At 39.2% G+C, this 25,497-nt stretch carries 21 protein-coding genes; 16 read left to right on the forward strand and 5 right to left on the reverse strand.

Features of this window, described 5'->3' with window-relative positions:
• Positions 1-23 precede the first annotated feature (23 nt).
• The 5 genes from argH (at position 24) to MCS_RS05535 (ending at position 6,538) form a co-directional block, all read left to right on the forward strand.
• Positions 24-1,424, forward strand: a complete 1,401-nt coding sequence (gene argH, locus MCS_RS05515; protein ID WP_004856275.1) for an argininosuccinate lyase — start codon at positions 24-26, stop codon at positions 1,422-1,424.
• 55 nt (positions 1,425-1,479) lie between these two features.
• A complete protein-coding gene (locus MCS_RS05520; protein WP_004856277.1) occupies positions 1,480-1,659 on the forward strand; it encodes a lipoprotein in 180 nt (59 codons plus the stop codon).
• A 9-nt stretch (positions 1,660-1,668) separates the two neighbouring features.
• A complete protein-coding gene (lysA, locus tag MCS_RS05525) occupies positions 1,669-2,943 on the forward strand; it encodes a diaminopimelate decarboxylase (protein WP_004856279.1) in 1,275 nt (424 codons plus the stop codon).
• 125 nt (positions 2,944-3,068) lie between these two features.
• Positions 3,069-5,495, forward strand: coding sequence for a TIGR02302 family protein (locus tag MCS_RS05530; protein WP_004856280.1), 2,427 nt, complete (start codon positions 3,069-3,071; stop codon positions 5,493-5,495).
• 230 nt (positions 5,496-5,725) lie between these two features.
• Positions 5,726-6,538, forward strand: a complete 813-nt coding sequence (locus MCS_RS05535; RefSeq protein ID WP_081486268.1) for a class I SAM-dependent methyltransferase — start codon at positions 5,726-5,728, stop codon at positions 6,536-6,538.
• Here MCS_RS05535 and MCS_RS05540 read toward each other — a convergent pair.
• Positions 6,535-7,164 (reverse strand): response regulator transcription factor, encoded by a 630-nt coding sequence (locus MCS_RS05540; protein WP_004856284.1) that lies wholly within the window; start codon positions 7,162-7,164, stop codon positions 6,535-6,537. The genes MCS_RS05535 and MCS_RS05540 overlap by 4 nt on opposite strands.
• A 120-nt stretch (positions 7,165-7,284) precedes the next feature.
• Between MCS_RS05540 and MCS_RS05545 the strand changes: the two genes are divergently transcribed.
• Entirely contained in the window at positions 7,285-7,848 is a 564-nt protein-coding gene (locus tag MCS_RS05545; protein WP_004856285.1) for a L,D-transpeptidase family protein, read from the forward strand.
• Here the strand turns inward: MCS_RS05545 and MCS_RS05550 are convergent.
• Positions 7,840-8,274, reverse strand: a complete 435-nt coding sequence (locus MCS_RS05550; RefSeq protein ID WP_004856286.1) for an EVE domain-containing protein — start codon at positions 8,272-8,274, stop codon at positions 7,840-7,842. The genes MCS_RS05545 and MCS_RS05550 overlap by 9 nt on opposite strands.
• Before the next feature lie 456 nt (positions 8,275-8,730).
• Complete coding sequence (tsaD, locus tag MCS_RS05555) at positions 8,731-9,825, reverse strand: tRNA (adenosine(37)-N6)-threonylcarbamoyltransferase complex transferase subunit TsaD (protein ID WP_004856287.1); 1,095 nt, start codon at positions 9,823-9,825, stop codon at positions 8,731-8,733.
• 384 nt (positions 9,826-10,209) lie between these two features.
• Here tsaD and MCS_RS05560 point away from each other — a divergent pair, with 384 nt between their 5' ends.
• The 4 genes from MCS_RS05560 to MCS_RS08915 all read left to right on the forward strand — a co-directional run bounded on the left by MCS_RS05560 (position 10,210) and on the right by MCS_RS08915 (position 14,146).
• Positions 10,210-11,397 (forward strand): COG4223 family protein, encoded by a 1,188-nt coding sequence (locus tag MCS_RS05560; protein ID WP_004856289.1) that lies wholly within the window; start codon positions 10,210-10,212, stop codon positions 11,395-11,397.
• An 11-nt stretch (positions 11,398-11,408) separates the two neighbouring features.
• The gene (locus MCS_RS05565) at positions 11,409-12,971 is read left to right on the forward strand and encodes a heme biosynthesis protein HemY (RefSeq protein WP_024864153.1); all 1,563 of its coding nucleotides are present in this window, start codon (positions 11,409-11,411) and stop codon (positions 12,969-12,971) included.
• 91 nt (positions 12,972-13,062) lie between these two features.
• Entirely contained in the window at positions 13,063-13,809 is a 747-nt protein-coding gene (locus MCS_RS05570) for a glutamine amidotransferase (protein WP_004856293.1), read from the forward strand.
• Positions 13,810-13,861: 52 nt separating this feature from the next.
• Positions 13,862-14,146, forward strand: a complete 285-nt coding sequence (locus MCS_RS08915; RefSeq protein ID WP_004856295.1) for a type 1 glutamine amidotransferase family protein — start codon at positions 13,862-13,864, stop codon at positions 14,144-14,146.
• A gap of 338 nt (positions 14,147-14,484) precedes the next feature.
• On the opposite strand, the gene MCS_RS05580 is transcribed toward MCS_RS08915, so the two are convergent.
• The gene (locus MCS_RS05580; protein ID WP_004856296.1) at positions 14,485-19,188 is read right to left on the reverse strand and encodes an NAD-glutamate dehydrogenase; all 4,704 of its coding nucleotides are present in this window, start codon (positions 19,186-19,188) and stop codon (positions 14,485-14,487) included.
• A gap of 253 nt (positions 19,189-19,441) precedes the next feature.
• Here MCS_RS05580 and MCS_RS05585 point away from each other — a divergent pair, with 253 nt between their 5' ends.
• The 4 genes from MCS_RS05585 to rpsP all read left to right on the forward strand — a co-directional run bounded on the left by MCS_RS05585 (position 19,442) and on the right by rpsP (position 22,616).
• Complete coding sequence (locus MCS_RS05585) at positions 19,442-20,098, forward strand: carbonic anhydrase (RefSeq protein ID WP_004856298.1); 657 nt, start codon at positions 19,442-19,444, stop codon at positions 20,096-20,098.
• 230 nt (positions 20,099-20,328) lie between these two features.
• Entirely contained in the window at positions 20,329-21,900 is a 1,572-nt protein-coding gene (gene ffh, locus MCS_RS05590) for a signal recognition particle protein (protein WP_004856300.1), read from the forward strand.
• A gap of 24 nt (positions 21,901-21,924) precedes the next feature.
• Positions 21,925-22,254, forward strand: a complete 330-nt coding sequence (locus MCS_RS05595; RefSeq protein ID WP_004856301.1) for a chorismate mutase — start codon at positions 21,925-21,927, stop codon at positions 22,252-22,254.
• 20 nt (positions 22,255-22,274) lie between these two features.
• Positions 22,275-22,616, forward strand: a complete 342-nt coding sequence (gene rpsP, locus MCS_RS05600) for a 30S ribosomal protein S16 (protein ID WP_004856303.1) — start codon at positions 22,275-22,277, stop codon at positions 22,614-22,616.
• A 125-nt stretch (positions 22,617-22,741) separates the two neighbouring features.
• Here the strand turns inward: rpsP and MCS_RS05605 are convergent, their stop codons facing one another.
• Complete coding sequence (locus MCS_RS05605) at positions 22,742-22,954, reverse strand: DUF1674 domain-containing protein (RefSeq protein ID WP_004856305.1); 213 nt, start codon at positions 22,952-22,954, stop codon at positions 22,742-22,744.
• Positions 22,955-23,038: 84 nt separating this feature from the next.
• Here MCS_RS05605 and htpX point away from each other — a divergent pair, with 84 nt between their 5' ends.
• Together htpX and MCS_RS05615 are read left to right on the forward strand one after the other, a co-directional pair.
• Complete coding sequence (htpX, locus tag MCS_RS05610; protein WP_004856307.1) at positions 23,039-24,076, forward strand: zinc metalloprotease HtpX; 1,038 nt, start codon at positions 23,039-23,041, stop codon at positions 24,074-24,076.
• A gap of 42 nt (positions 24,077-24,118) precedes the next feature.
• Entirely contained in the window at positions 24,119-25,486 is a 1,368-nt protein-coding gene (locus MCS_RS05615; RefSeq protein WP_004856308.1) for an RsmB/NOP family class I SAM-dependent RNA methyltransferase, read from the forward strand.
• The last annotated feature ends 11 nt before the right edge of the window (positions 25,487-25,497 follow it).

The raw sequence follows: 25,497 nt of genomic DNA on the forward strand, positions 1-25,497 counted from the left end.
TTTTTATTAGGTATTTTTAGAATATGACAGATGAGACGTTAAAGAACCAAATGTGGGGTGCCCGCTTTACAAGGGAGCCTGCTGCAATTATGGAAGAAATTAACGCCTCAATTGATTTTGATCAAAAACTTTATCGGCAAGATATTGAAGGTTCACTCGCTCATGCCGCGATGTTAGCGCAAACGAAGATCATTTCACAATCCGATTATGAAAAAATTGTTTATGGCTTAAAGCTTATTCGTGAAGAAATTGAGAACGGTACATTTATTTTTTCACGAAAGCTTGAAGATATTCATATGAATATTGAAGCGCGGTTGAGCGAATTGATTGGTTCTGTTGCAGGGCGTTTGCACACGGCACGTTCACGCAATGATCAAGTCGCTGTTGATTTTCGTTTGTGGGTGCGTGAGGCATTGCAGAGAATAGCACAAGCTTTAAAGCAATTGATGGAACAGTTGCTTTTTCGCGCAGAACAACATGTCGATACTTTTATGCCAGGTTTTACGCATTTACAAATTGCACAACCTATAACATTTGGTCATTATATGATGGCTTATGTTGAAATGTTTGGTCGGGATTTATCACGGATGCGTGATGCGGTTGAACGTATGAATGAATCGCCTTTAGGTGCTGTTGCTTTGGCGGGGACAGGTTTTCCAATTGATCGTTTTATGACAGCACGAGCACTAGGCTTTAGAGAACCAACACGAAATTCGATTGATAGTGTTTCTGATCGTGATTTTGCTTTAGAATTTTTAAGCGCAGGTGCTCTTTGTGCGACGCATCTTTCGCGTTTAGCAGAAGAAATTATTCTTTGGTCAAGCGAACAATTTAATTTTATTCGTTTATCTGACGCTTTTTCAACTGGTTCGTCTATTATGCCACAAAAGAGAAATCCTGATGCTGCAGAACTCGTGCGTGCTAAAGTAGGGCGATTGAATGGTGCATTGATTGGATTGTTAACGGTGATGAAAGGATTACCCCTTGCTTATTCAAAAGATATGCAGGAAGATAAAGAATACGTGTTTGATGGGGCTTTGAGTCTAGAATTATCACTAGCAGCAATGACAGGGATTATGGGTGATTTTGAAGTCAATAAAGAAGCGATGAAACAAGCGGCTGATTCTGGTTATGCAACCGCAACAGATTTTGCAGATTGGCTTGTGCGTGAATTAGGGCTTCCTTTTCGTGAAGCACACCATATTACAGGGCAAGCTGTCGCATTAGCAGAAAAAAAAGAATGTGCTTTGAATGATTTGTTATTGTTTGAGCTTCAAGCGATATATCCAGGTATCAATGCAGCACTTTTTGATGTTTTGACAGTTGAAAAATCTGTTAAAAGCCGTAAAAGTTTTGGGGGTACGGCTCCTTCAGAAGTCCTTTGTCAAATTTCCTATTGGAAAAAACGCCTTGTAACTGCTTGAATGGTTTAATTATAAACCCAAAAATAAAAAAATATCAATAGGAGAAAAAGGACATATGGTAATCATTCTAAAGAATTTAACAATCGTCCTTTTTGGGGGTATCCTTATTGTTGGGTGTGGGCGTAAAGGGGCATTGGAAGTACCTTCTTCAAGTATGGAAAAATCTGTGCAAGGGGCATTTGTTAGCAAAAGTGAAGACGATAAACCTTTTATTCTTGATCGTTTGATACGATAGGAGAGAAGTATGCATTTTTTCTCTTATCGTCAAGGTACACTTCATGCTGAAGGTCTTTCGCTTTCTTCTCTTGCGCAAGATGTGGGGACACCCTTTTATTGTTACTCTGCGAACGCGTTGGTGACACGTTTTAAGAAATATCAAAAGGCATTTCAAGAGATACCAAGTTTGATTGCTTATGCGGTCAAAGCTAATTCTAATCAAGCAGTTTTGCGACTTTTAGCAGCAAATGGCTCAGGCGCTGATGTGGTATCAGAAGGTGAGTTACGGCGCGCTCTTTCTGCCGGTATTTCGGCGGATCGTATTGTTTATTCTGGTGTTGGAAAAACGGTTAGAGAGATAGATTTTGCTCTTTCTCAGGATATCTATTGTTTTAATGTTGAATCAGAGCCGGAACTTGAGCAATTATCGGTACGTGCTGTTGCTCTTTCGAAAATAGCACGTATTTCATTACGGATTAATCCAGATGTTGATGCGAAGACGCATAAGAAAATCACAACAGGAAAGTCTGAGAATAAGTTTGGTATTCCTTTGTCATTAGCGAAAGAAGCTTATAAAAAAGCAGTGCAGCTTCCAGGGTTGCAAGTTTGTGGTGTTGATATGCACATTGGAAGTCAGATCTGTGATTTGAAACCGTTTGAAGATGCATTTCTTATTATTGCAGATTTTGTGCGTCAATTATGGCGTGATGGTTATGCGATAACACATATAGATGTTGGGGGCGGACTTGGTATTGCGTATGGTAATGAACAGCATTCAGTACCATCTCTTTCTGATTATGCGGCACTTGTGAAGAAGCATATTGCGCCTCTAGGGATTCATATTATCGTGGAGCCTGGGCGTAGTATTGTTGGTGAAGCTGGTATCTTATTGACGTCCGTTCTTTATTTGAAAAGAGGGGAAGGGCGGAATTTCGTTATTGTTGATGCGGCGATGAATGATCTTATACGTCCAACGCTTTATGATGCTTGGCAGAATGTTGTATTAGTGAAACAAGTACCTGCAGATGTAGAACTTATTCGAGCAGATATTGTTGGTTCCGTTTGTGAAACTGGCGATTATTTAGCATTAGATCGTCGTGTACCAATTTTAGCGTCCGGTGATCTTTTAGCTATTATGGGGGCAGGTGCTTACGGTGCAGTGATGGCAAACACCTATAATAGCCGGCTTTTGATACCAGAAGTTCTCGTTGAGGATATGCGTTATGCGGTTATTCGTCCGCGTCTTGATTATGCGCAATTGATAGGCTGTGATCATATTCCAGATTGGATCAAGAATTGTTAAATATTTTTGATCTTATTTTTACTAAACTTTTATTTTTATAATAAGGCAATTTATTTTCTGGAAATTGTCTTGTATGGTTTTTATGATTACGGTTTACCATTATTAAAGAGGACAAATGTTTGTCTATGAAAAATGAAAACAGCAAAAGTTTTGTAAAAATGAAGCTTTTGTATGTATACATTTTTATGTGGGCTATCCTCTTTTTTGAGCGGATATGGTTGCGGCTGTCACCATTTTTGTTGGTTGTAAGTCTTTTTTGTTCTATTTGTTGGCTGGGTATTTTTGGTTTTCTAGGATATTGGCTACATTTACTTTTACTATTGCTGTTGTTCTTTTTGGCTGTGGGAAGTTTATTTTCTTTTGCCGGTTTTCAGTTTCCAACTGTCAGGGAAGTTAGTCGTCGTCTTGAACAGGAAAATGGACTTAAGAATCAGCCCTTAAATGTTCAGATAGATCATTTATGTCCTGAAAATGATAAAGGCTTTAGTGCAATTATTTGGCGCGAACATCAACGTCGTATGGCGGAACAATTGCATCATTTAAAAACTGGATTTGTTTATTTTAATAGTGCTACTTGTGATCCCTTGGCTCTGAGGGCTTTATGTATTCTCTTTTGTGTGTGTGCTTTCAGTTTTTCTTTTGGTTCGTCAGGGGGGCGGTTGGCAGATGCATTTGATTTTCGTCCTATAGTAGATGAAACGGTAATGCGGATTGATGCTTGGGTAACTCCACCTGCTTATACAGGCGTTGCGCCTATTTATTTAACACAGGGTGAAACAACACAGCTTAGTGTTCCAGAAGGCAGCAATCTTGTTGTGCGCGTTGTTGATGGTGCTGGTGTTACAGTAAAAGCGTTCTCTGAACAGAATGCACGTGAATTACTGCTTTCTAAAAAACAAGAAAAAATGACTTTGAATAAACAAATTGCTCATTTTGAAACATGTTTGGAACGTTCAACAAATTTGATAGTATCATCACGTCATAAGCAACAAAAATGGTATTTACGAGTCATTAAAGATCAGCATCCAAAAATTCATTGGTTGGCAAAACCAGGGCGGATTTTGACTGGTTCTTTAGAACTCCAGTATGAAATGGATGATGATTATGGAGTGACAAAGGCTTTTGTTGAAATAGAGCCTATTCTTAATATGCACAAAAAGACTGCTTCTCTTTATAGGTCTCCTGAAATAAAACTTCTTCTTCCACGTGGTGGAAAGGGTAAAATGCGAATGGTACAAGATGTATCAAGGCATCCGTGGGCTGGTTCAGAAGTCAAAATTACTCTGGTGGTGGAAGATGCTGCTGGACAGCAAAGCCGTAGCAAAACTTTTGTTATGATGTTGCCGCAGCGTGTATTTTCAAATCCTGTCGCACGTGCTGTAAGTGAATTGCGTCGTTTATTGGCTCTGAATAGTTTTACACAAGAGCGTGTACTTGATATGCTCTCTGCTTTGCTTGTACGTCCGGAAAAGGGACTTCAAAATACAATAGACTTTCTTGTCTTACAGAGTGCATGGACAAGGCTTTTTCTGGCAAAAACAGAAGATGATCTACGTGCTGTTATCGATTATTTGTGGCAGATTGCTGTAGGTATTGAGGGCGATCAGCTGGAATCCGTTCAGAAGAATTTAAAACAAGTGCAAGCTGCTTTGCGTGATGCTCTTCGCTATGGTGCTCCAGCTGCAGAGATTGAACGGTTGATGGCGGATTTACGACAAGCCATGGATAATTATATTAATGCTTTGGCTGAAAGGGCACAAGACAATAGCAATAAAAATAATTCTGGCAGTTTTAATCTTTCAGAGGATACATTACAAAAAAAGCTGAATTTGATGGAAGAAATGGCTACAATGGGCTCTTCTTCTGCGGCTGAGCAGTTGTTATCTGAAGTCGAACAGATTCTTGATCATTTGCAAGTTCGAAAAGAAAACAAGAATGAGAGACAGAACAAAAGCCAATCTGCGCAAATGAAAGAAAAAATGGATCAACTTGGGGATTTGATGCGTCGCCAGCAGGAAATTCTCAATGAAACGCATCAGTTAGAAATGAAACAGCGACGTGGGGAAATTATACCAGAAGAGCAAAGAAAATTCTTAAAAGAGCGTCAAGCTTCCTTACAGTCTGAATTATCAGAGTTAGAAAAAGAATTGTTTGCACAAGGGTTTAAACAGAGTGATGCGTTGAAAGAGGCTGAAAAGAAAATGAATTCAGCATCGACTGCTCTTGATCATGGGGATCATGAAGGATCCATACAAAATCAGTCAGATGCTTTAGAAGCTTTACGGCAAGGTGCACAAAATATTTTAGAAAAAATGCGCGAAATGCTCAAAAAAGCAGGAGACAATCAAAATGCTGTTCTCGGTCCTGAGGATCCATTAGGACGTCCGCTTTCCTCAAAAGAAAATCAAGAACAAGAGGGGGATATTATACTACAGGAAAGCGATCAAATGCGCTCTCGGCAGATTTTAGAAGAAATCCGCAAACGTCTTTCTCAAGAGCATATTTCAGAAACAGAAAAAAACTATCTAGAAAAGTTGCTGCGTTTTAATTAATCACTTGGATTTTTCTTCATTGATGTCAAAAGAGTATGTGAGAAAATTCTCTATGAAGTGTATATTCCAAAAATAAAGAATAAAATCAAAGCAATTATCATTAAGTGATAATGAAAGTGTGCATCATGATTTTTTTGTCATTTGAGTTTAAAATATGGAATATCAAATTTTTGCCATTGCGAAGAAAAAGCAGAAGTCCATATAAATGCGTATATGGAAGTCTATGAAGTCTGAAATTTGTTTCTACACGGTATATTGAATTGGATATAGTCACACTTAGAGATTTTTACGCTTCTGCACTTGGACTGCGCGTACAGCAGACTCTTTGTGATAAGTTAAATATGTGTTGGCCGGATCTTTCTGATAAACGGCTTATGGGGTTGGGTTATGCGCTTCCTTATCTTTCTGCACTAAGTACACGTACTCAGCAATGTTTCGCTTTTATGCCTGCTAGACAAGGTGCTTCGCCTTGGCCTTGTACTGATAAGGTTGCTACAGCGCTCGTTTTTGAAGAAGATTTACCGCTTTCTGATGCTTCAGTTGATTGTGTTTTATTGGTACATGCACTTGAATATACAGAAAATTCATTGGAAACCCTGAATGAAATATGGCGTGTTTTAGTTCCTAATGGTCATTTGATCGTTATCGTTCCTAATCGCTCCGGCTTTTGGGCACGCAACGCTTGTACACCTTTTGGTTATGGTGAACCTTATAGTCGTCAACAGATTACTCGTTTGTTTGAGAAAACAAATTTTGTTTCTGGACCAGTGCAAGAAATAATACATTATATGCCTTTTTCAGGTCCCTTCTCTCAGCTGTTCTCATTTTTTTATGAGCCATTTGCACGTCATCTTTTACCCTATTTTGGTGGGATTTTAATGTGTCAGGCACAAAAACGTGTTTATCAAGGTTTGCTTGTGCAGCGCCGTCAATCGCGGCGTGTTTTTATTCCTGCTCTGTCACCACAAGCGCGTGAAAGCTTTTTCTTGTCTCGATTGCATTTTATTTCAGAAAAAAATGGTGTCAGTGGTGATAGATCTTAGAGTTTTAAACAGTAGCCATTTTGATTTGTAATAAGAATTTGTGCGTTAGAAGGATCTTTTTCGATTTTCTGTTGCAAACGATAAATATGGGTTTCTAAAGTGTGAGTGACGACATTTTCATTATAACCCAAAATTTGCTCTAATAATGTTTCACGATTCACGATTTTATTGTTGGCAGAATGGAGGTATTTGAGAATTGCTACTTCTTTTTCTGTAAGGCGAATTTTATTGTTGTGTTCATCAATGAGAAGTCTTTTCTTGGGTTTCAAAATATAGGGACCAATGTGAAAAGTAGAATTTTCATTTTGTTCATATTGGCGTAATTGAGCGCGAATTCGCGCCAAAAGCACCGCAAAACGAAAGGGTTTTATTACATAATCATTGGCACCCACTCCAAGATCTAAAAGAGTGTCACAATCCGTATCATTGCTCGTAATCATGATAATGGGAGCATGGAATCCTTGGATACGCAATTTTCTAACGGCTTTATAGCCATCAAGATCGGGGAGTTTGGTATTAAAAATGGCAAGATCAATATTTCTTTCTTGTGCTGTGGTGATACCTGCTTCAGCTGTCTTTTCTTGGAAAACTTTAAATTCTTTATGTATTTGCAATTGTTCTATCAAAATCTGACGTAGATCATTATCATTTTCAACGATTAAAGGCTATATTGGTTCATTGTTTATCCTTATAATATATGTTGATACTACGTTTGTAGAGAGTAATGTCACGAAAAATAAGATCTCATGCAAGGAAAATTAAAGAAAAAATCCTATAAAAAACAAACTTCTGTTTTTTCTATGGTTGTTCGTCGACAAGCGGGAAATTATGCACGAGGTATTTTGTGTGTTGGTCATAACCGCTTTTTCTGTGCTTTAGGGCGAGCCGGTATTTCTGCTTTTAAGCGTGAAGGCGATGGTGCAACACCTCTGGCACATATGCGTTTTTTAGGTGGTTTTCGTAGCAATTCTTATCGTTCTTTTCCGCGTCATCTTTTGCCATTGCGCCGTATTCGTGCGCAGGATGGTTGGTGTGATGCAAGTGGAGATGCTAACTATAATCGCTTGGTTCGTCTCCCTTACTGCAATAGTGCTGAAAAGATGCACCGTGAAGATGGCCTTTATGCAATTGTATTAGTTCTGGATTGGAATATTACAGAACGAAAAATGGCAAGAGGAAGTGCTATTTTTATGCATTTAGCACGAGAAAATTATACACCAACAGAGGGATGTATTGCACTTGCTCGTCGGGATATGGAACGTCTTTTACCGCATATTAATCGACGAACAAAAATGATAGTTTTAAGATGAAAGAACTTCCATCTTAAGGTTGCCCATCAAACAGACTTCTTTCCATTCATCTGCTGTTACGGGTTGTACGGATAAGCGACTGGAATTGATCAGTACCATATTTTCCAGTTTTGGGTTTGCTTTGATTTGTTTTAATGAAACAGGGGTTGGCATGTCATAGAGTGCACGGATATCCACACATTCCCAGCGTGGATCAGAGGTGGTAGAATCAGGATGTGCTTCAGCACAGACTTCTACAATGCCTACGATTTCTAATCCCTTGTTGGAGTGATAAAAAAAGCCTTTGTCGCCATATTTCATGGCGCGCATATTGTTACGGGCTTGATAGTTGCGTACACCATCCCATTGTTCGCCCTCAGCACCTTTTTGCTTTTGCATATCCCATGACCATTTATTAGGTTCAGATTTAAAAAGCCAATAAGCCATGCAGCTCTCCTTTTCATGGATTGTCATGATTTTTACACTTCATGTGTATCTTTTTATAAGTATCTGTGTCGCACCATCAAGTATGATTTTCAAAATGTGGTAAAGAGTCGTTTGATTGATTTATTACTTTTTAGAAACACTTAAAAAATGATTCATATTTTTTATCTATCTTTATAGGGCGTATAAAAGTATTTTGCTTCCATTGTTAGAAAAGAAGATCTGTGTGGGGAGAAAAAACTAGCTTAAAGTTAATCGTTTAGCATGGAAAGTTTTGTTGTTTTATGGAGTTTTGTCTAGAAGTGCCTATCAATATGATTACTTTGCATTGAAAAACGCGTTAGGAAAATTGATTCTAAAAATCTCAAAGACGGCAATGATTATTGCAATAGGTACGACCTTTAATGATAGTGATTTTATATTATGCTTCGTGAATAATATAAGCACTGCTCTTCTTTTTTATGCTTTTGTTCCACGGCGTCCCATCCCTATTAGGGGGGCGGATTTTTCATCCAATGGCCAGCGTGAACGAGGAGCAATATCAAGAGAGCTTGTTTCTCCTTGTGAAAATCGTACAGCTCCAGCAAAAGCGATCATTGCGGCATTATCGGTACACAAAGAAAGGGGAGGAGCTATAAATTCAAAACCATGTTGATGTGCAAGTTCTTGCAGTGTCGATTGAATAGCTTGGTTGGCGGCAACTCCTCCCGCAACAACTAATGCAGGAGGACGACATCCTTGAAATTGAGAAAGAGGATATTGGTTTGTAAAGTGTTGCAAAGCTAAATGAACGCGATCATGGACTGTATCGGTAACGGCGGCTTGAAAACTTGCTGCAATGTCAGCAACATCACTTTCTGTAAGAGGCGCTATGGTTGTTGCTGCTTGCCGAACAGCGGTTTTAAGACCAGAAAAGGAAAAATCTAACCGTTTTTCACCTTTTAAAGGTCGAGGAAGAGGAATACGATTTTTATCACCCAATAGAGCCGCTTTTTCAAGTGCTGGGCCTCCAGGATAGGGAAGACCTAAAAGTTTTGCTGTTTTATCAAAAGCTTCCCCCAATGCATCATCAATGGTGGTTCCTAAACGCTGGTAGTTTCCTACTCCGTGAACAAGGATTGTTTGTGTATGGCCGCCTGAAACCAATAGCAACAAATAAGGGAAATTGACATTATGCGTTAGCACGGCTGTTAACGCATGTCCTTCCAAATGGTTTACTGCAATAAAAGGTTTCCCAGTTGCAAGGGAAAGAGCTTTTGCACTCATAACGCCTACCAAAAGTCCTCCTATTAAACCAGGACCACTGGTAGCTGCAATAGCATCAATATCTTTTAACTTTGTGTTTGCTTTTGTAAGCGCTTCTAAAATAATACTATCAAGAATTTCAACATGAGCACGTGCGGCAATTTCAGGAACAACACCGCCGTAAGGTGCGTGATTATCAATTTGACTCCAAACGATATTGGAAAGAATACAGCTTTTTCCTTCATTGTTGTGTTCAACAATAGCAGCAGAAGTTTCATCGCAACTTGTTTCTATTCCCAACAGGCGCATTTTAGACAAGACCTTATGTTGAAAGAGTATTTTGTATGTGGGTATCACGGATGGATAAAGTTGCAAAGAACTTCTCTCAAAGTTGATCCCTCTATGAGAAAATACGTTTTTGCTCTTTAAATTATTATGATAATTATGTTGACTAAAAATTAATATATATTTCTCAGTATAAAATGTTACTCTGTTTCCAGAAGCTTGTTTATTAAAATATATAATTGTAAGTGTATTCACTTAAAATGCAGTGTTGGAAATATTAGTGAAGTTATATTCTTGTTAAGAAGAATGTAAAATAAATTATGTTATAAGATAAAGTCTTAGTTTTTAAAGATTTTTTCATTTTGTTTTTTTATCGTTAAAAAGAAATGTGCACAAAAAGTTACAAATATGGTAGATTCTTCAAAATCAAAAGTTAAACCGCATTATGCTGGTGCTCACCGGAAAAAAACAGTGATTGAACATGATACTGTAAGCCATGTTTCAGAGCAAACGATACAAAATACAGTAGAATTGGATGCGGTAAAGAAAAAAAGCAAGCAGCATACGCAGAAAAAATGTCTTTCTAGTATAATATGGATTGGCTTGCCAATTTCGGGGATTTTGGGTGGTGTTATCGCTTTGGGGCTTTTAATCGGGTTACAATGGGTGGGTTTATTTTCTTCTTCTTTGCTGGAAAATCATGCTGGAGGGGAAAAAGCTTTGCAAATTGCTGAAACTGCAAAAACTCAAGTAGAAGAAACGATGGAAAAATTGGAGCGCATTTTTCAAGAGATTGATGCATTAAAAACAGAGTTTGCTTCTTTTTCATCACAACACGCTGAAACACTTCAAGGTGATGAGGTATCACAAGAGAATAGCAGAAAAGTTTTTTTGGCTTTAGAGGAAAAAATAAAGAGTCTTGAAGAATCTGTGCAAATTTTATCTGGAAATTTAAAAGATACGCAAAAAGCTCTGTTTGTTGGACAAAGTAATGCAAATGATCTTGTTGCATTAAAGGAACAATTACAGACTATGCAGGAAAAAATTGTTGCTGAAAAAGGTCAGAAAAAAGAAATAGATACTGCGCTGTTTATTGCAATGAGTGCGCTGAAAAGTGCTGTAGAGCGCGGTGGATCTTATAGCAATGAATTAAAAATATTACAGCAATTATCACCTTCGATAGAGGGACTTGATCTGTTAGAGAAAACTGCCAATATAGGTCTCCCAAATTCAGTGCAGCTTTCAACTGATTTTGCTAGTGTTGCTGATGCAATAGTTGGTACGCAAAATAACATTGCGTCAGGTGCGCATTTTGGAGAGCGGATTTGGACATGGATAAAAGGTCTTATTATCTTTCGCCCTATTGGAAATGTTGAAGGTATGTCTCTGGGGGCAATCGCAGCACGGATGGAAGTTGCAGTTCAAATGGGTGATTACGAAAAGGCTTTGAGTGAATGGCAAACATTGCCTCAAAGTGCAAAAGATGTTTCAGTGGATTTTGTTCATCGGCTTGAAAAGCATATTGCGGTTCATCATCTCCTCCAAAAATTACTAATGTCTGTGCAACAGGGATCTTTAAAGGTAACAGAGATGTAAATAGGCTTAAGATGATGCGTGTTATTGTTTATACTTTTATTTTGTGCGCGCTCGGTCTTGCTTTCGGGTGGGTTGCTAATCACAATGCTGTTTTTATTATAATGTTTTCACATTTTCGGTTTTCTGTTTCATTGCTCACAGCATTAAGTGTACTTATTATGCTTGGCGGTATATTGGTGATTTTGTGGTGGCTCTTGTATACACTTTTTTCCATACCGCGTACTCTCTCTAATTATTTTTATAAACGTCACAAAAAGCGTGGTTATGAAGCTCTTTCTCATGGAATTCTTGCAGCTTTTGTTGGCGATAGTATTGTTGCACAAAAAATGGAGGCACGTGTTGTAAAATATCTTGCAGGAAAACACGAGCCGTTGGTGAAACTTTTACAAGCACAAACCTCGTCTTTGCAAAATAACTCTCTGCGCGCTATTGGTCTTTATGAGGAGATGAGAAAAGAAACAGTTACACAATTAGCGGGGCTTTATGGTTTATTTCGTGAAGCTATGAAGAGCAAAGCTTATGAAGCAGCTCACCAATATGCAGAAGAAGCACTAGCTTTGTCACCAGCACTTTTGTGGGCTCATCAAGCGGTACTTGATCAGTTGAGTGCTAAAGGGCAATGGGATAAAGCTCTTAGTATTTTTGAACGCGCGCAAAAAGCTTTACCGCGCTCTGTTCGTTCAACTCCAGAGCGTTATTATATCCAAGCTTTGTTATTAAGCGGAAAGGCACTCCATCTGTTTGAGACGCATCCTATAGAAGCGCGTACGGCTATTTTAAAAGCACATAAATTTTTGCCTGATTTTGTGCCTATAACGGTTATTGCTGCTGATATTCTTTATAAACTAAATGAAACACGCAAAGCTGATAAAATGATTATTGCTGCTTGGCAAAAGGATCCTCATCCTGATTTGGGAGCACTTTATCTTGAAAGAGAAGAGAGCGCCGTTGGGCGGTTAAAAAAAGCTAAAACACTGGCTTCTTATAATAAAGACACATTTGAATCGGCGTTTCTCATTGCTAAAGCTGCGCTAGATGCTGGTGAAAGGGGGTTAGCAAGAGAACAGGCACAAAAAGCACTCCGGTATCATCCGCGGGAAAGTGTTTATTTGTTGCTAGCAGATATTGAAGAAGCAGAAGGAAATAATCAAGGAGCAGTACGGCAATGGCTTTCTTTGGCATTGCGTGCTGAACGTGATCCCGTATGGATGTGTGATGGGTCCATTTTTTCTTCTTGGTCAGTGGTTTCTCCAATAAGTGGACGTTTGGGATGCTTCGAATGGAAAACGCCTCCCAGCATGCCTCCTCTCACATTAGAGGCTGACAGTATTGCACTGAAAAAAGAAGATAAAAAAGGTATCGTGGAAAAAACTGCTTTTGTTGAAGATAAATTGCTTGAAGAGGTATCATCTTTAGGAGATGGTTTTTTGCATCATGTTCAGACAAAGGAACAAGATATAAAGAAAAAAGATACTGAACTACTCAGCCAAACGTACTTAAATGTTGATGATCCAGGGATTAAAACAGAAGAGGATGATGCGTCTTTATCGAAAAAGAAATTTCAGTTATTTTAAAAAGAAGAACCAGAGTGAAAAGTGTTGATCGAAATTATTCTTGTTTTAAAAAAGTTAAATTTAACTTGATTGTAGAGGTGATTGGTTACAAATGTTTTTGATACAAAGCTGTCGTGGTAAAAATAAAAAAAACAGCAAACCAAGAATAGCGGTCGTTGTGCATCGCCAATCTACATATACTGGTCGTTTGGGAAAATTTTTGCAACAAAGTGGTTTTGTTCTTGATATTTATCGTCCTATTTTAGGGCAGAAGCTTCCCCATACATTAAAGCATTATGCTGGCGTTGTTATTTTAGGGGGGCCGATGAGTGTGAATGACAGTGAAGCCTATATCTGTGAAGAAATTGATTGGATTTCTTTGTCATTGAAAGAGAATAAGCCTTTTTTGGGCATTTGTCTTGGAGCACAAATGTTAGCGCGAAATCTAGGGGGGCGTGTTGGTACAAGAAGCGATGGGACTGTTGAAGTCGGCTGGTACCCATTGAAAGCAACCTCGCAAGGCAAGGAATTGATGAATTGGCCGGAAATGGTTTACCATTTTCATGATGAAGGGATTTATGACTTACCTAAAGAGGCCATGCTTTTGGCAACAGGTCATACATATCCTACACAAGCTTTTCGTTATGGAGACAATGCATGGGGTTTGCAATTTCATGCCGAATTCACACGTGCTATGATGCGGCGTTTGGTGGTTCGCTCATCACACAAATTGACCGAAAAAGGTGCTCAACCTGCTTCTGCACATTTGAAAGGTCGTTTAATTTATGATCAGGCTTTAAGTCAATGGTTTGAAAATGCATTGCAACAAATTTTTGGTGTATCTGCTACAGTTGCATGAGTATTAAGAATACCGTTCATGTTAATTGTTATCATGTGCGTTTGTGTGTGCTATGATGCAGCATTCGGTGGTTTGTTTATCACAAAAATTGACCGAAAAAGGTGTTCAACCTGCTTCTGCACATTTGAGAGGTCGTTTAATTTATGATCAGGCTTTGAGCCTATGGTTTGAAAATGCATTGCAACAAATTTTTGATATACTTGCCACAAGTCGGAATCATCATTATATCGTCCAGTTTCCCATGTTACGATCGCTTTTGCATTTAGACGGTTTATTTTCTAAAATTTATGGCAATTTAATATATGTTTTTCATGGTCTGTTGAAGCTGTTTTTGTGAATGAGTGAAAGCTGTTGGGAACAGTGTTTGTATGGAAAAAGTAGTATTTTTAAATGCAGAAAATTGATTTTTTATAAGGCTATTAGATTGTGTGTAAACGGTTCTTTTTCTTTTGATAATAAGGAGCATTTAACAGAAAAATTTGAACTTACTTTTTTAATAAGCAGACTTTTTCATTTAGTGTGGCATTAGTCTTTTGCGCAAGCTAAAATTCTCAAAGTTTTATTTTATTCTCTTTGCTTAAAATGCAAATAGGCCAACTTTTTTCTCCCTTTTATATTTTTATAGAGGAAAAAATTGGGATTTAAAAGATTTGGCCTTTTTGCATCATTTTAGATCTAAAAACCCGTGATTTGAAGTTGTGCAATCATTCCTGCTGCAAATGTAAAGCGGGAAATGTTAAGGTCGTTTTCAATCAGAGCTCCAATTCTGTTTGTTATATTTTGAATTTGTTCTTCTTGTGATTTGCTCCAAGCGGCGAATGGATCTTGTTTTCTGCCATAATTTTTCAGGATTTTCATTACAATCTTTCGTAAGCTTGCGGTAATATTTTCTTTGGCTTGGCTTAAGGCCATACTATCATAATAATCAAGAACAGGGATTGTTTGACTTGCTTCATTTATGCGGTTTATGCGAACAACTTGAGCAAGCGAGAAATAAATTTCTGCGGTTTTAATAAGGTCGCAGTTGCTTTGTTTTGCAATCAAAGAAATGTCACAAATTATTGGAGCAGCTTCCAAGAGAGCCAATTGTTCTGCTAAAGTTTTTGGCGCTCCCTCTTCGCTATAACGTATCATTTTTTCTTTGATTTTTTGATTGATATCTTTATCACTGGGGTGCATAAGCTGTTTTTCGATAACAGTACGGGCTTTTTTAATTGTCTTTACAAGTTCTTCTAATGGGATAGAGAGGTCCATATTGCGCAACCCCCAATTCGATGCTTCAAAAAGCATCGAAGTAATCGCTGCATAGAATTTGTTTTGGACAAGACCAGGGATTTTATTATCAAGGTTATCAATCTGGTCAGACAATTGAGCAATTTCAAAGCCGTCACGCAGTGCAATGAAAACACGAATAATATTTTCAACCTTTTGCTCTGTTGTATCTTGTAACCGATTAACAAATATCGGCCCACCACGATTTATAATATCATTAGTAATGAGGGTTGCAATAATATTACGACGCAATTGGTGATTAATGATTTCTTTCTTAAAGTTTTCCTGAATTTGGGTTGGAAAATAGCTCAACAAGATTGTGTCAAAATAACTATCATCAATAAGAGGACTATGAGCAATTTCTTCTTTGAGAGTTAATTTAGCATATGCTAAAATAACAGCAAGTTCAGGACGTACAAGCCCTTGCCCTTCATTTATTCTTTGACGTAAAATTTGTTCATCAGGGAGAACTTCAATCCTACGATCAAGAAGCTTTTTTTGCTCTAGATCATGCATAAAGCGCATTTGATAAGGTAAATCAGTGAGGCTTTGACTCTCGGCTAAAGAAAGAGCAAGAGGTTGCAAATAATTGTTACGCAGGACTAATTGTTCAACTTGTGTCGTCATATTTTTTAAAAGTACATCACGTGCTTCGCGGGTAAGCCTTTTTGCGCGAAGTGCTGATGCAAGAACAATTTTTATATTGACCTCGACATCAGAGCAATTCACTCCTGCGGAATTATCAATCGCATCCGTATTACAACGTCCACCGCTTAAGACATATTCAATCCGACCACGTTGTGTAAGGCCAAGATTTGCTCCTTCTCCAATAACTTTTGCACGGACTTGTTCGCCGCTAATGCGTATTGCATCATTGGCACGATCTCCTACTTGAGCATTGGTTTCTGTTGTTGCACGGATATAAGTGCCAATGCCACCAAACCATAAAAGATCAACAGGTGCTTTAAGAAGTGCAGAGATAATTTCAAAGGGTGTTCCTGTTTGTTTGTCGAAGCCAATAGCTTGTGCTGCTTCGGGTGAGAGAGTGATGGTCTTCATTGTGCGTGAGAAAATGCCACCACCTTTTGATAATTTTGTTTGGTCGTAATCTTGCCAACTTGAGCGAGGGAGCTTAAAAAGGCGCATACGCTCAGCATAGCTTTCAGATATATTTGGATCTGGATCGATAAAGATATCACGGTGATCGAAAGCAGCAATAAGCTTTGTTTGTTTGGAAAGAAGCATTCCATTGCCAAAAACATCACCAGACATATCACCAACACCAACACAAGTGAAAGGGGTTGTTTGAATATCGTGGTTGAAAGATTCTCGAAAATGTCTTTTAACCGCTTCCCACGCACCTTTGGCGGTAATTGCGATGGCTTTATGATCATAGCCTGCAGAGCCTCCAGAAGCAAAAGCATCATCAAGCCAAAAGTTGTTTGCTTGGCTGATGGCGTTGGCAGTATCAGAAAAGGTTGCTGTACCTTTATCTGCTGCGACAACAAAATAAGGATCATTGCTATCGTGACAGATAACATTGTGCGGTGGACTTACTTTTTCATTGATCAAATTATCGGTAATGGAAAGCAAAGCTGTAATGAAATCAATATAAGCCTGCCGCGCGGCTTCTGTTATGATAGCACGGTCATTTGTTTGGGGGAGGCGATGAGGGTAGAAACCACCTTTTGCGCCAACAGGAACGATAACAGCATTTTTAACTTGTTGGGCTTTAACTAAGCCAAGTATTTCAGTGCGATAGTCCAAAGCACGGTCTGACCAACGAATGCCGCCGCGGGCAATAGGACCAAAGCGCAAATGAACGCCTTCAACTTCTGGTCCGTAAACAAAAATTTCTCGATAAGGGCGCGGTTCAGGCAAATCCTCAATTTGGCGTGGATTCAATTTTGTTGCTAAAATACGACGCGGGCTTCCGTCTTGAAGAGGGGTAAAAGCATTAGTTCGTAAACTTGCATCAATAAGATTACGATAACGGCGTAAAATGAGATCATCATCTAGGCCGGGTACTTTCTGTAATTTTTCTTCAATGCGTTGTTGAATGATTTGTTGGTTTGTTTCCCGTTCTTTTTCCGTATGACTTTGATGGAACTTTAAATGAAATAAATCATAGAGATCTTTGGTAATATCAGGATAGGCGTTTAAAGTTTGGGCAACACGTTTTTGTGAATAAGGAATCCCCGCTTGTTGGAGATAGCGCCCATAATGACGCAAAATGACAATTTCTCGCCAATCAAGCTCAGCTGTTTGGGTTAAAGCATTAAATTCATCATTGTCAGCATGTTGGGCCCAAACGGCTTCGAATGTTTCAGCATGCTTTTGTCCATTTTTGTCGAAATCGATACAGAGTTGGAAAGCACTTTCCAATTGCATATCGTGAAGATATACAGAATCTCCGTTTCCATCTGGTAATTCAAGTGTTTGTTCGGCAATAACTCCAAAGCCCATATTTTCAAGGAGCGGTACACGTTTGGAGAGAGAAAGTGCTTCATGGCGATGAAAGAGTCTGAGAGAAATTACTCGTTTTTCTTTGATGTATGTGTGGTAAAAAGTAACGAAAAGTGGTTTTTTATTATTAAGACTTAAAATATGCCCAGCATCTTTGATGGCGTCTTCTGCCGAAAATAAATCACGATAACTGTTAGGAAATTGACTCGCTAAGAGTGTCTGTTCGTCTGTTATTTTGCGGGAAAGCGCTATGGTTTGAACGCACTCTTCCCAACTTCGTACTATGGAACGAACGTTTTGTTCAAGTATCGCACGCTCGATAAGAGGAGCTCCTTCGCTTCCTTTGCGATGAATGGTGTAATAAACGCGGATAAGGGTACTTTCTAAAAAGAGCGGATAGGATTCAAAAAAATCACCTTTATAGAGTTCAACAAAATATTCACCAATTTTTTCGCGAATGTTACTGCTGTATTGGTCACGCGGTATATAAACAAGTATAGAAACAAAGCGTCCAAAAGAATCTGTATGGGCGAGCACCCGTAAACGCGGGCGTTCATCTAATTGCATGATGAGTTTGGAATTTTCTGTTAATGTATCAACATCAGAGCGAAACATTTCATCTCTTGGATATGTTTCTAAAACACCAATAAGTGCTTTTCCAGAATAGTCAACATTATTGTAGCCAAGGCGTTGTATAATGGTTTTGGCTTTCTCTTTTAAGAAAGGAATTTGTAAAATAGAACGCGTATATGCTGAGGAAGTAAACAATCCTACAATGCGTAATTCTCCAGAAAGTTGTCCTTTGCTGTCAAAGATTTTAAGACCAATATAATCAAGCCAAACAGGACGGTGAATTTTTGAACGGCTGTTGGCTTTCGTTACAATAAGTAGGTTGTCGCTTTCCATAAAGGATAAAATTTCTTGAGGAGGTTCTTCTACCCGTGCATCGCCAATAATGCGAATAGAGGCATCTGTGAGAATACCAAGCTCAATGTTGCTAGCTGTAAAGGATTTTGTAGGTTCTTGGTTTTTGATAAAATTATAAGTGCGCATACCAAGAAAGATAAAATTATTGTCCATCAGCCAATTAAGAAATTCAATGGCTTTTTCTCCTTCTTGTTTGTAGTGCGGTGGAAGGCTGGTTTGATAGGAATGGATATGCCTTTCAACTTCTTCAAGCATAGGTTTCCAATCTTGTACAGCAGCATTGACTTGTTCAAGCACTAAGGTGAGTTCAGTTTTGAGCTTTTGTACTTGTTGTCCGTTTAGTGATTCTATGTGGATTTGCATTAAGCTGATGCGTTGTCCGGAAGCGCAGTCAAGAACAGGATGTGCAATCAAATAAATATGATTTGCATGCTGATTAAAGACATTCAAAATGGAATCAAGGAGGAAGGGTTTATTATCGTTGACCAGCGTGATAACGGTTATTGGTTTATTGTTCCGAGTTAAATTCTGTTCAAAGCAGATAGTACTTTTTCCTGCTTTATGAAGGTTAAATGCTTCGACAGCAATGTCTGCGGCTTTTTGAAGTTCTTCATCTTCATAACAGATCAGGTCTTCTTTATCTGCATGAGCGAAAAGGACTTTCTCTATTTTGTCTTGATTGTTTTTGGTTTCTGTTGCCTGTTGCTTTAACACAATAACTTTCCCCTTTTTGTTTTTAGGGTCTCTTCTCTTTGATTGGACCATTCTATCATTGTTTTTACAGTGTAACATCTTATTTTTGTGAAGAATAGTTACTTAGTATTGTTTATCATAGAATGATTTCCTCCATTTTACAGTAATAATTTATCGTGCTAAAAAAATATCTTGTATTCATGAAAAGGCATTTTTAGTATCTCTTTATATTGAGTACTTGTTTCTTTGAATATGCAAAATGAAAGTAAAGAACATGACGGGTTTGCCAGAACGACTTGTAAACGGTTACCAGTCATTTATAAAAAATCATTTTGCATATAAAACAGCACATTACCAACAATTGGCACTCGAAGGACAAAAGCCTGAAGTGTTAGTGATTGCTTGTTGTGATTCGCGTGCAGTACCCGAAACAATTTTTGATGCTAAACCAGGTGAAATTTTTACACTGCGTAACGTGGCAAATTTGGTTCCCCCTTTTTCTCCTGATAACCAATATCATGCAACATCCGCAGCAATTGAACATGCGGTGCAATTGCTTGAGGTTAAGCATATCGTTGTTTTTGGACATGCGCACTGTGGGGGTGTTAGTACTGCTCTCGAGGGGACGTACAAGTCTTTAGCGTCAAACGACTTTATTGGTCAATGGATAAGCCTTTTAGGACCAGCAGCGGAAATCGTTGTTGGCGATAAATCGTTAGCCATGTTAGAATGGCAGACCGCATTAGAGCAACTTTCTATTCGCTATTCGCTGAAAAATTTAGAGACATTTCCGTGGATAAAAGCACGTAAAGAGCAGGGTATTTTGACATTACATGGGGTTTGGTTTGATATCTCAAGCGGTGAATTATGGAGTATGGAGCAGGATAAAGAGCGCTTTATTCGTGTCGAAATTGAAAGTTGTGAAGGCTAACTCTTGCTGTCTTTTCGCTTAGTATGAAAAGATCCTGCATGATAAATCTTGACAAATTAGGGGTTTTATTGTTTGAAAGAGTGAGCTTTCAGTGACAGAATTAACTTGGAGCCACCGACTGGGACCCCGTTTATGGGTATAAAGAAGATCTCAGAGGTCAACATCCGACGGCGCGGTGCGTTCTCGGGTGTCACTTTGGTTTGTGTGTTATGTTAACAATGAGGTAGATAATGTTTGAATCCTTGCAAGAGCGACTTGGTTCCATCCTGTCTAATTTGACAGGACGTGGAGCTTTGTCGGATCAAGATGTAGCAATGGCGCTGCGCGAAATTCGTCGCGCTTTATTAGAGGCCGATGTTGCACTTGATGTTGCACGGTCTTTTATTGATAGGGTTCGTGAGAAAGCTGTTGGGGCTGAAATTGTTAAATCAATTAAACCTGGACAGATGGTTGTTAAAATTGTTCATGACGAACTGGTTCATATGCTCGGTAATGAATGCGTTTTGAGTGATTTAAATGCACCAGCACCTGTTGTTATTATGATGGTTGGTTTGCAAGGTTCCGGAAAAACGACGACAACAGCAAAGTTTGCAAGGCGTTTAACTAACAAACACAATAAAAAAGTTCTTATGGCGTCATTAGATACACGCCGTCCTGCCGCTCAGGAACAATTGCGTCAGTTAGGAGATCAGGCAAAACTAGCGAGTTTGCCTATTATCGCGGATCAATCCCCCGTCGATATCGCAATACGTGCAGTACAAGCAGCCAAACTAGGTGGTTATGATGTACTGCTTCTTGATACAGCAGGGCGTAATCATATTGATGAAGCTTTGATGCTTGAGTTGGCTGATATTAAGGCGTGTTCTCTTCCGCATGAAATTATGTTAGTTGCTGATAGTTTGACTGGTCAAGATGCAGTTCATCTTGCGCGTTCTTTTGATGAACGTGTAGGGATTACGGGAATTGTTTTAACACGTATGGATAGTGATGGCCGCGGTGGTGCGGCGCTTTCAATGCGTGCTGTTACGGGGAAGCCGATTAAAGCAATCGGAACCGGTGAAAAAATGGATGCTCTGGAAGAGTTCCATCCTCGTCGCATCGCCGATCGTATTCTCGGAATGGGCGATATTGTTTCTTTGGTGGAAAAAGCTGCGGAAACAATGGATCATGAAAAAGCTGCAGCTTTTGCAAAAAAAATGCAGGCTGGAAAATTTGACCTGAATGATCTTGCAGAACAATTGCACAAAATGAAAAAACTTGGGGGTATGGGAGGTGTTTTGGGCATGCTTCCGGGTATGGGTAAAGTAAAAGATCAAATTGCCGCTGCGGGGCTTGATGATCGTTTGTTTAATCGTCAATTGGCTATTATTTCATCAATGACACCTCAAGAGCGTGCACATCCGGAGCTTTTAAAACATAGTCGTAAACAACGAATCGCTAAAGGATCTGGAACAAGTGCTGCTGATATTAATAAGCTTTTGAAAATGCATCGCCAAATGGCCGATATGATGAAAGCTATGGGAGGCAAAAGCAAAGGTGGATTGATGGGAAAAATGTTGGGAGGACTTGGTTCAAAAATGGGGTTTGGAGGTATGGGAGCTTTAGGTGGAAATTTTGGAGCTGTGACTGATTTATCAAAGCTTGATCCAAAGCAATTAGCAACATACCAGAAGCAGATTGAAACTGGTAATGGAGGGAAAGTATTACCCGGTCTTCCGGGGCATGGATTCACATTTCCTAGTCTTTCCAATGATACTGATGTGAGTGGAAAAAAAATTCCTCAGCATCCTAAGAAAAAATAAAATGTAAAGAGGAAAGGAGATGCGATGCAGGAAAAAGTATTAGATGAATTGATGCGTTTGCGAGCATCTATTGATAATTTTGATTCAATATTAATTCATATTTTAGCAGAGCGTTTCCGCTGTACGCAGGAGGTTGGGCGTTTAAAAGCACATTGTAATTTACCTACGGTAGATTCGCTTCGTGAACAACATCAAATAGCGCGTTTGCGAAAATTGGCTGTTGATACTGGTCTTGATCCAGATTTTGCTGAGAAATTTTTAAAGTTTATTATTCAAGAGGTTGTGCGTCAACATGAGGTTATTGCTGAAAATCACAAGATAAAACAAGTCAATTTAAACGAAAGCCAAAGCTGACAAGATAATAGGAGAAAAATATGGCATTGAAAATTCGTTTGTCCCGTGGAGGATCAAAAAAGCGTCCTTACTATCACATTGTCGTTGCGGACGCTCGTAGTCCGCGCGATGGGCGGTTTCTTGAGCGTATTGGTGCATGGGACCCAATGTTACCTAAAGATGCACAACGTGTAAAGTTGGACGAAGAACGTATTCAGTATTGGCTTGGGCAAGGTGCTCAGCCAACAGATCGTGTTTTGCGGTTTTTGGATGCAGCGGGCTTAAAAAAGCGTCCAATGCGCAATAATCCACGCAAGGGTGAGCCTGGCAAAAAAGCTCAAGAACGTATAGCAGCAGCAAAGCAAGCCGCAGAAGAAGCATGATATTCTAAACATCGTTAGAGATATCTTTCAAAGAATTTTATAGAGAAGGGCGATAGTTATTCGTTCTTCTCTAAAGGAAGTGTCCCTTTTTTAAGGTATGTCTTTTAAAGATCAATAGCGCTTAATTAGAAGTCAATGGCGCGGCCTTTAATTTCCCAATCCCCATAGCGTGAAGGGTCTTTGCCTCCACGTCCACCGTTTTCTAACGGTTTATCTACATGCGTTTCATTTTTACGTCTTTCTTCAGCCTCGTGTAGAGCACGCTGAGCTTCAGGAGAGAGCTGTTGTTGGCGAACAATTGTGTTCTGTTTGTTTGTTTTCTCGTCTTTTTTATCCATTTTACACCTCACTTCCATTGAAGAAGTAGAAAGAAACCCCCATCATATAGCAATGATTATATTTTATCATGGAGTTTTTGAGTAATGAATACAATGCGTACAGCAATACTTTTGGCGTTTATGACCGCTCTTTTTATGGGGGTTGGTTATCTTGTTGGTGGGGGCAATGGCATGGTCATTGCGCTTTTGATGGCAGGTGGCTTAAACCTTTTTTCGTATTGGAATTCGGATAAGATTGTTTTACGCATGTATGGTGCTCGCGAAGTTGATCAGCATTCATCGCCCGTTTATTATAAGATAGTGAGCGATTTAGCACAAAGGGCTTCCCTTCCTCAACCAAAAGTTTATGTGATTGATAATGCGCAGCCAAATGCTTTTGCTACGGGACGTAATCCTCAAAATGCCGCTGTTGCTGCGAGTACTGGATTATTAGAACGGTTGAGTCCAGAGGAAATTGCGGGAGTTATGGCGCACGAGCTGGCACATATTGAGCATCGTGATACGTTAACAATGACTCTGACAGCAACGATTGCTGGGGCAATTTCTATGCTTGGTAATTTCGCTTTTTTTATGGGAGGAACGCGTAATTCTTCAGAAAATTCTCATGGTGGAGGGCTTGGAGGTATTATTGCTTTGCTTGTGGCGCCTTTTGCAGCAATGCTGGTGCAAATGGCTATTAGTCGTACGCGTGAATATGCTGCTGATCGGCGGGGAGCTGAAATATGTGGTAATCCTTTATGGTTAGCTTCGGCATTGCGTAAAATTGCTGATGGTGGACGCGGAGTATACAATGATGAAGCAGAACATAATCCGGCAACAGCGCATATGTTTATTATCAATCCGTTGAGCGGTGAAGGCGCTGATAGCCTTTTTTCTACGCATCCGGCGACTGCGAATCGTATTGCAGCTCTTCATAGGCAAGCAGAAGAGATGAAGGAAGCAATGGCCAAAAATATGCGGTGGAGTGAAGAAGAGCGTTTTCATGAAAAAACGAATAATTTAAACTATGAAGATTTAAATCTCAGTGCTAAAAGTGACCTATCGGGTGATAAAGAGAAAAAAAGTTTTCGGCGCGTGATGAATCGCCCCTCTTGGCTTCGTTATGAAGATTCAAAGAAATAGCGATCATAAATTTTAAGAAAACCAAGATATAAAGGGCTTATTTTGAAAAATAGAAAATCGGGACATATATCTGAAAAGGATGTTCCGGGATTAGCTGTGCGGCGCGTGTGCGTTCGTCTTTTGGGGGCAGTGCTTGATAAGCAGACTCCCCTTTCTGGTTTGACAGATAATGAACATGGACATCCACAGTATTTAGAGCTTTCACATCGGGATCGCTTGTTGTGTCGAGCCATTTTAGGGGCAGCGTTGCGTTATAGGGGGCAGATTATAGCTATTTTGGCACGTTTTTTAATGCGGCCTTTGCCTTCACAAGCATTTTCACTACAGCATCTTCTCCATATTAGCGTGTCGCAAATTCTTTATCTTGATATCCCTGATCATGCTGCAATCGATTTAGCAGTCCGTTTGGCAAAAATTGATCCTCGTATACGTCGTTTTTCAGGGGTTGTGAATGCTCTTTTACGCAACATTGCACGTGAGGCAATCATATTACGCAAGAAAAATCCTACACTTGAAGGGATTCCAGAGTGGTTTGGACAGTTGTTAATTTCGACTTATGGGAAAGAAAAGGCTGAACGGATTTTAGCAATTCAAGGAACAGAGCCTTCTCTCGATTTAACTGTAAAATCTGATAGTATTGGATGGGCAGAACGGCTTGGAGGTGTTGTTTTGCCTAATGGTTCAGTTCGATTGAATCGTTTAGAATGTTCTGTTACTGATTTACCTGGCTATAAAGAAGGAGCTTGGTGGGTTCAAGATTTTGCAGCAGCATTACCTGTTTGTTTACTTGGAAATATTCAGGGCAAACAGGTTGCTGATCTTTGTGCAAGCCCTGGTGGAAAAACAGCACAGCTTGCTTTGAAAGGGGCTAATGTAACAGCTGTTGATCTCTCTCCTAATCGGCTAAAGCGTTTAAGTGCAAATATGGAACGGCTTCATTTTTCAGTTCGCACTTGGCAGGGAGATGTGAGAAACTTTCATCCTAAACAACTTTTTGATGCTGTTCTTCTTGACGCTCCTTGTTCTTCAACTGGAACAATACGGCGTCATCCAGATGTTTTGTGGACAAAGTCTATGGATGACATCATTAAATTGGCGGCGTTGCAATATGATTTACTTTTGGCAGCAATTGCTTTGGTAAAAAAGGATGGGTACATTGTATTTTCTAATTGTTCACTAGCAAAAGAAGAAGGTGAAGATCTGGTTGAGAAAGTTTTATCTGCACGCAATGACATTATTTTAGAGCCGATTTGTGTAGAAGAAATGGGTGTTATGGCACATTTGCTTTCTACGCAAGGGATTTTACGCACAACACCTGCAGATTTTTGTCATAAAAATTTTGATGCTGAGAAAAAAATATTTCTAGGAATGGATGGTTTCTTTGCAGCGCGTTTCCGGAAAGTGGTTTAATTAATGATTCA

Origin of the sequence: Bartonella doshiae NCTC 12862 = ATCC 700133, from assembly GCF_000278155.1 — a bacterium.
Taxonomy (GTDB): Bacteria; Pseudomonadota; Alphaproteobacteria; order Rhizobiales; family Rhizobiaceae; genus Bartonella; species Bartonella doshiae.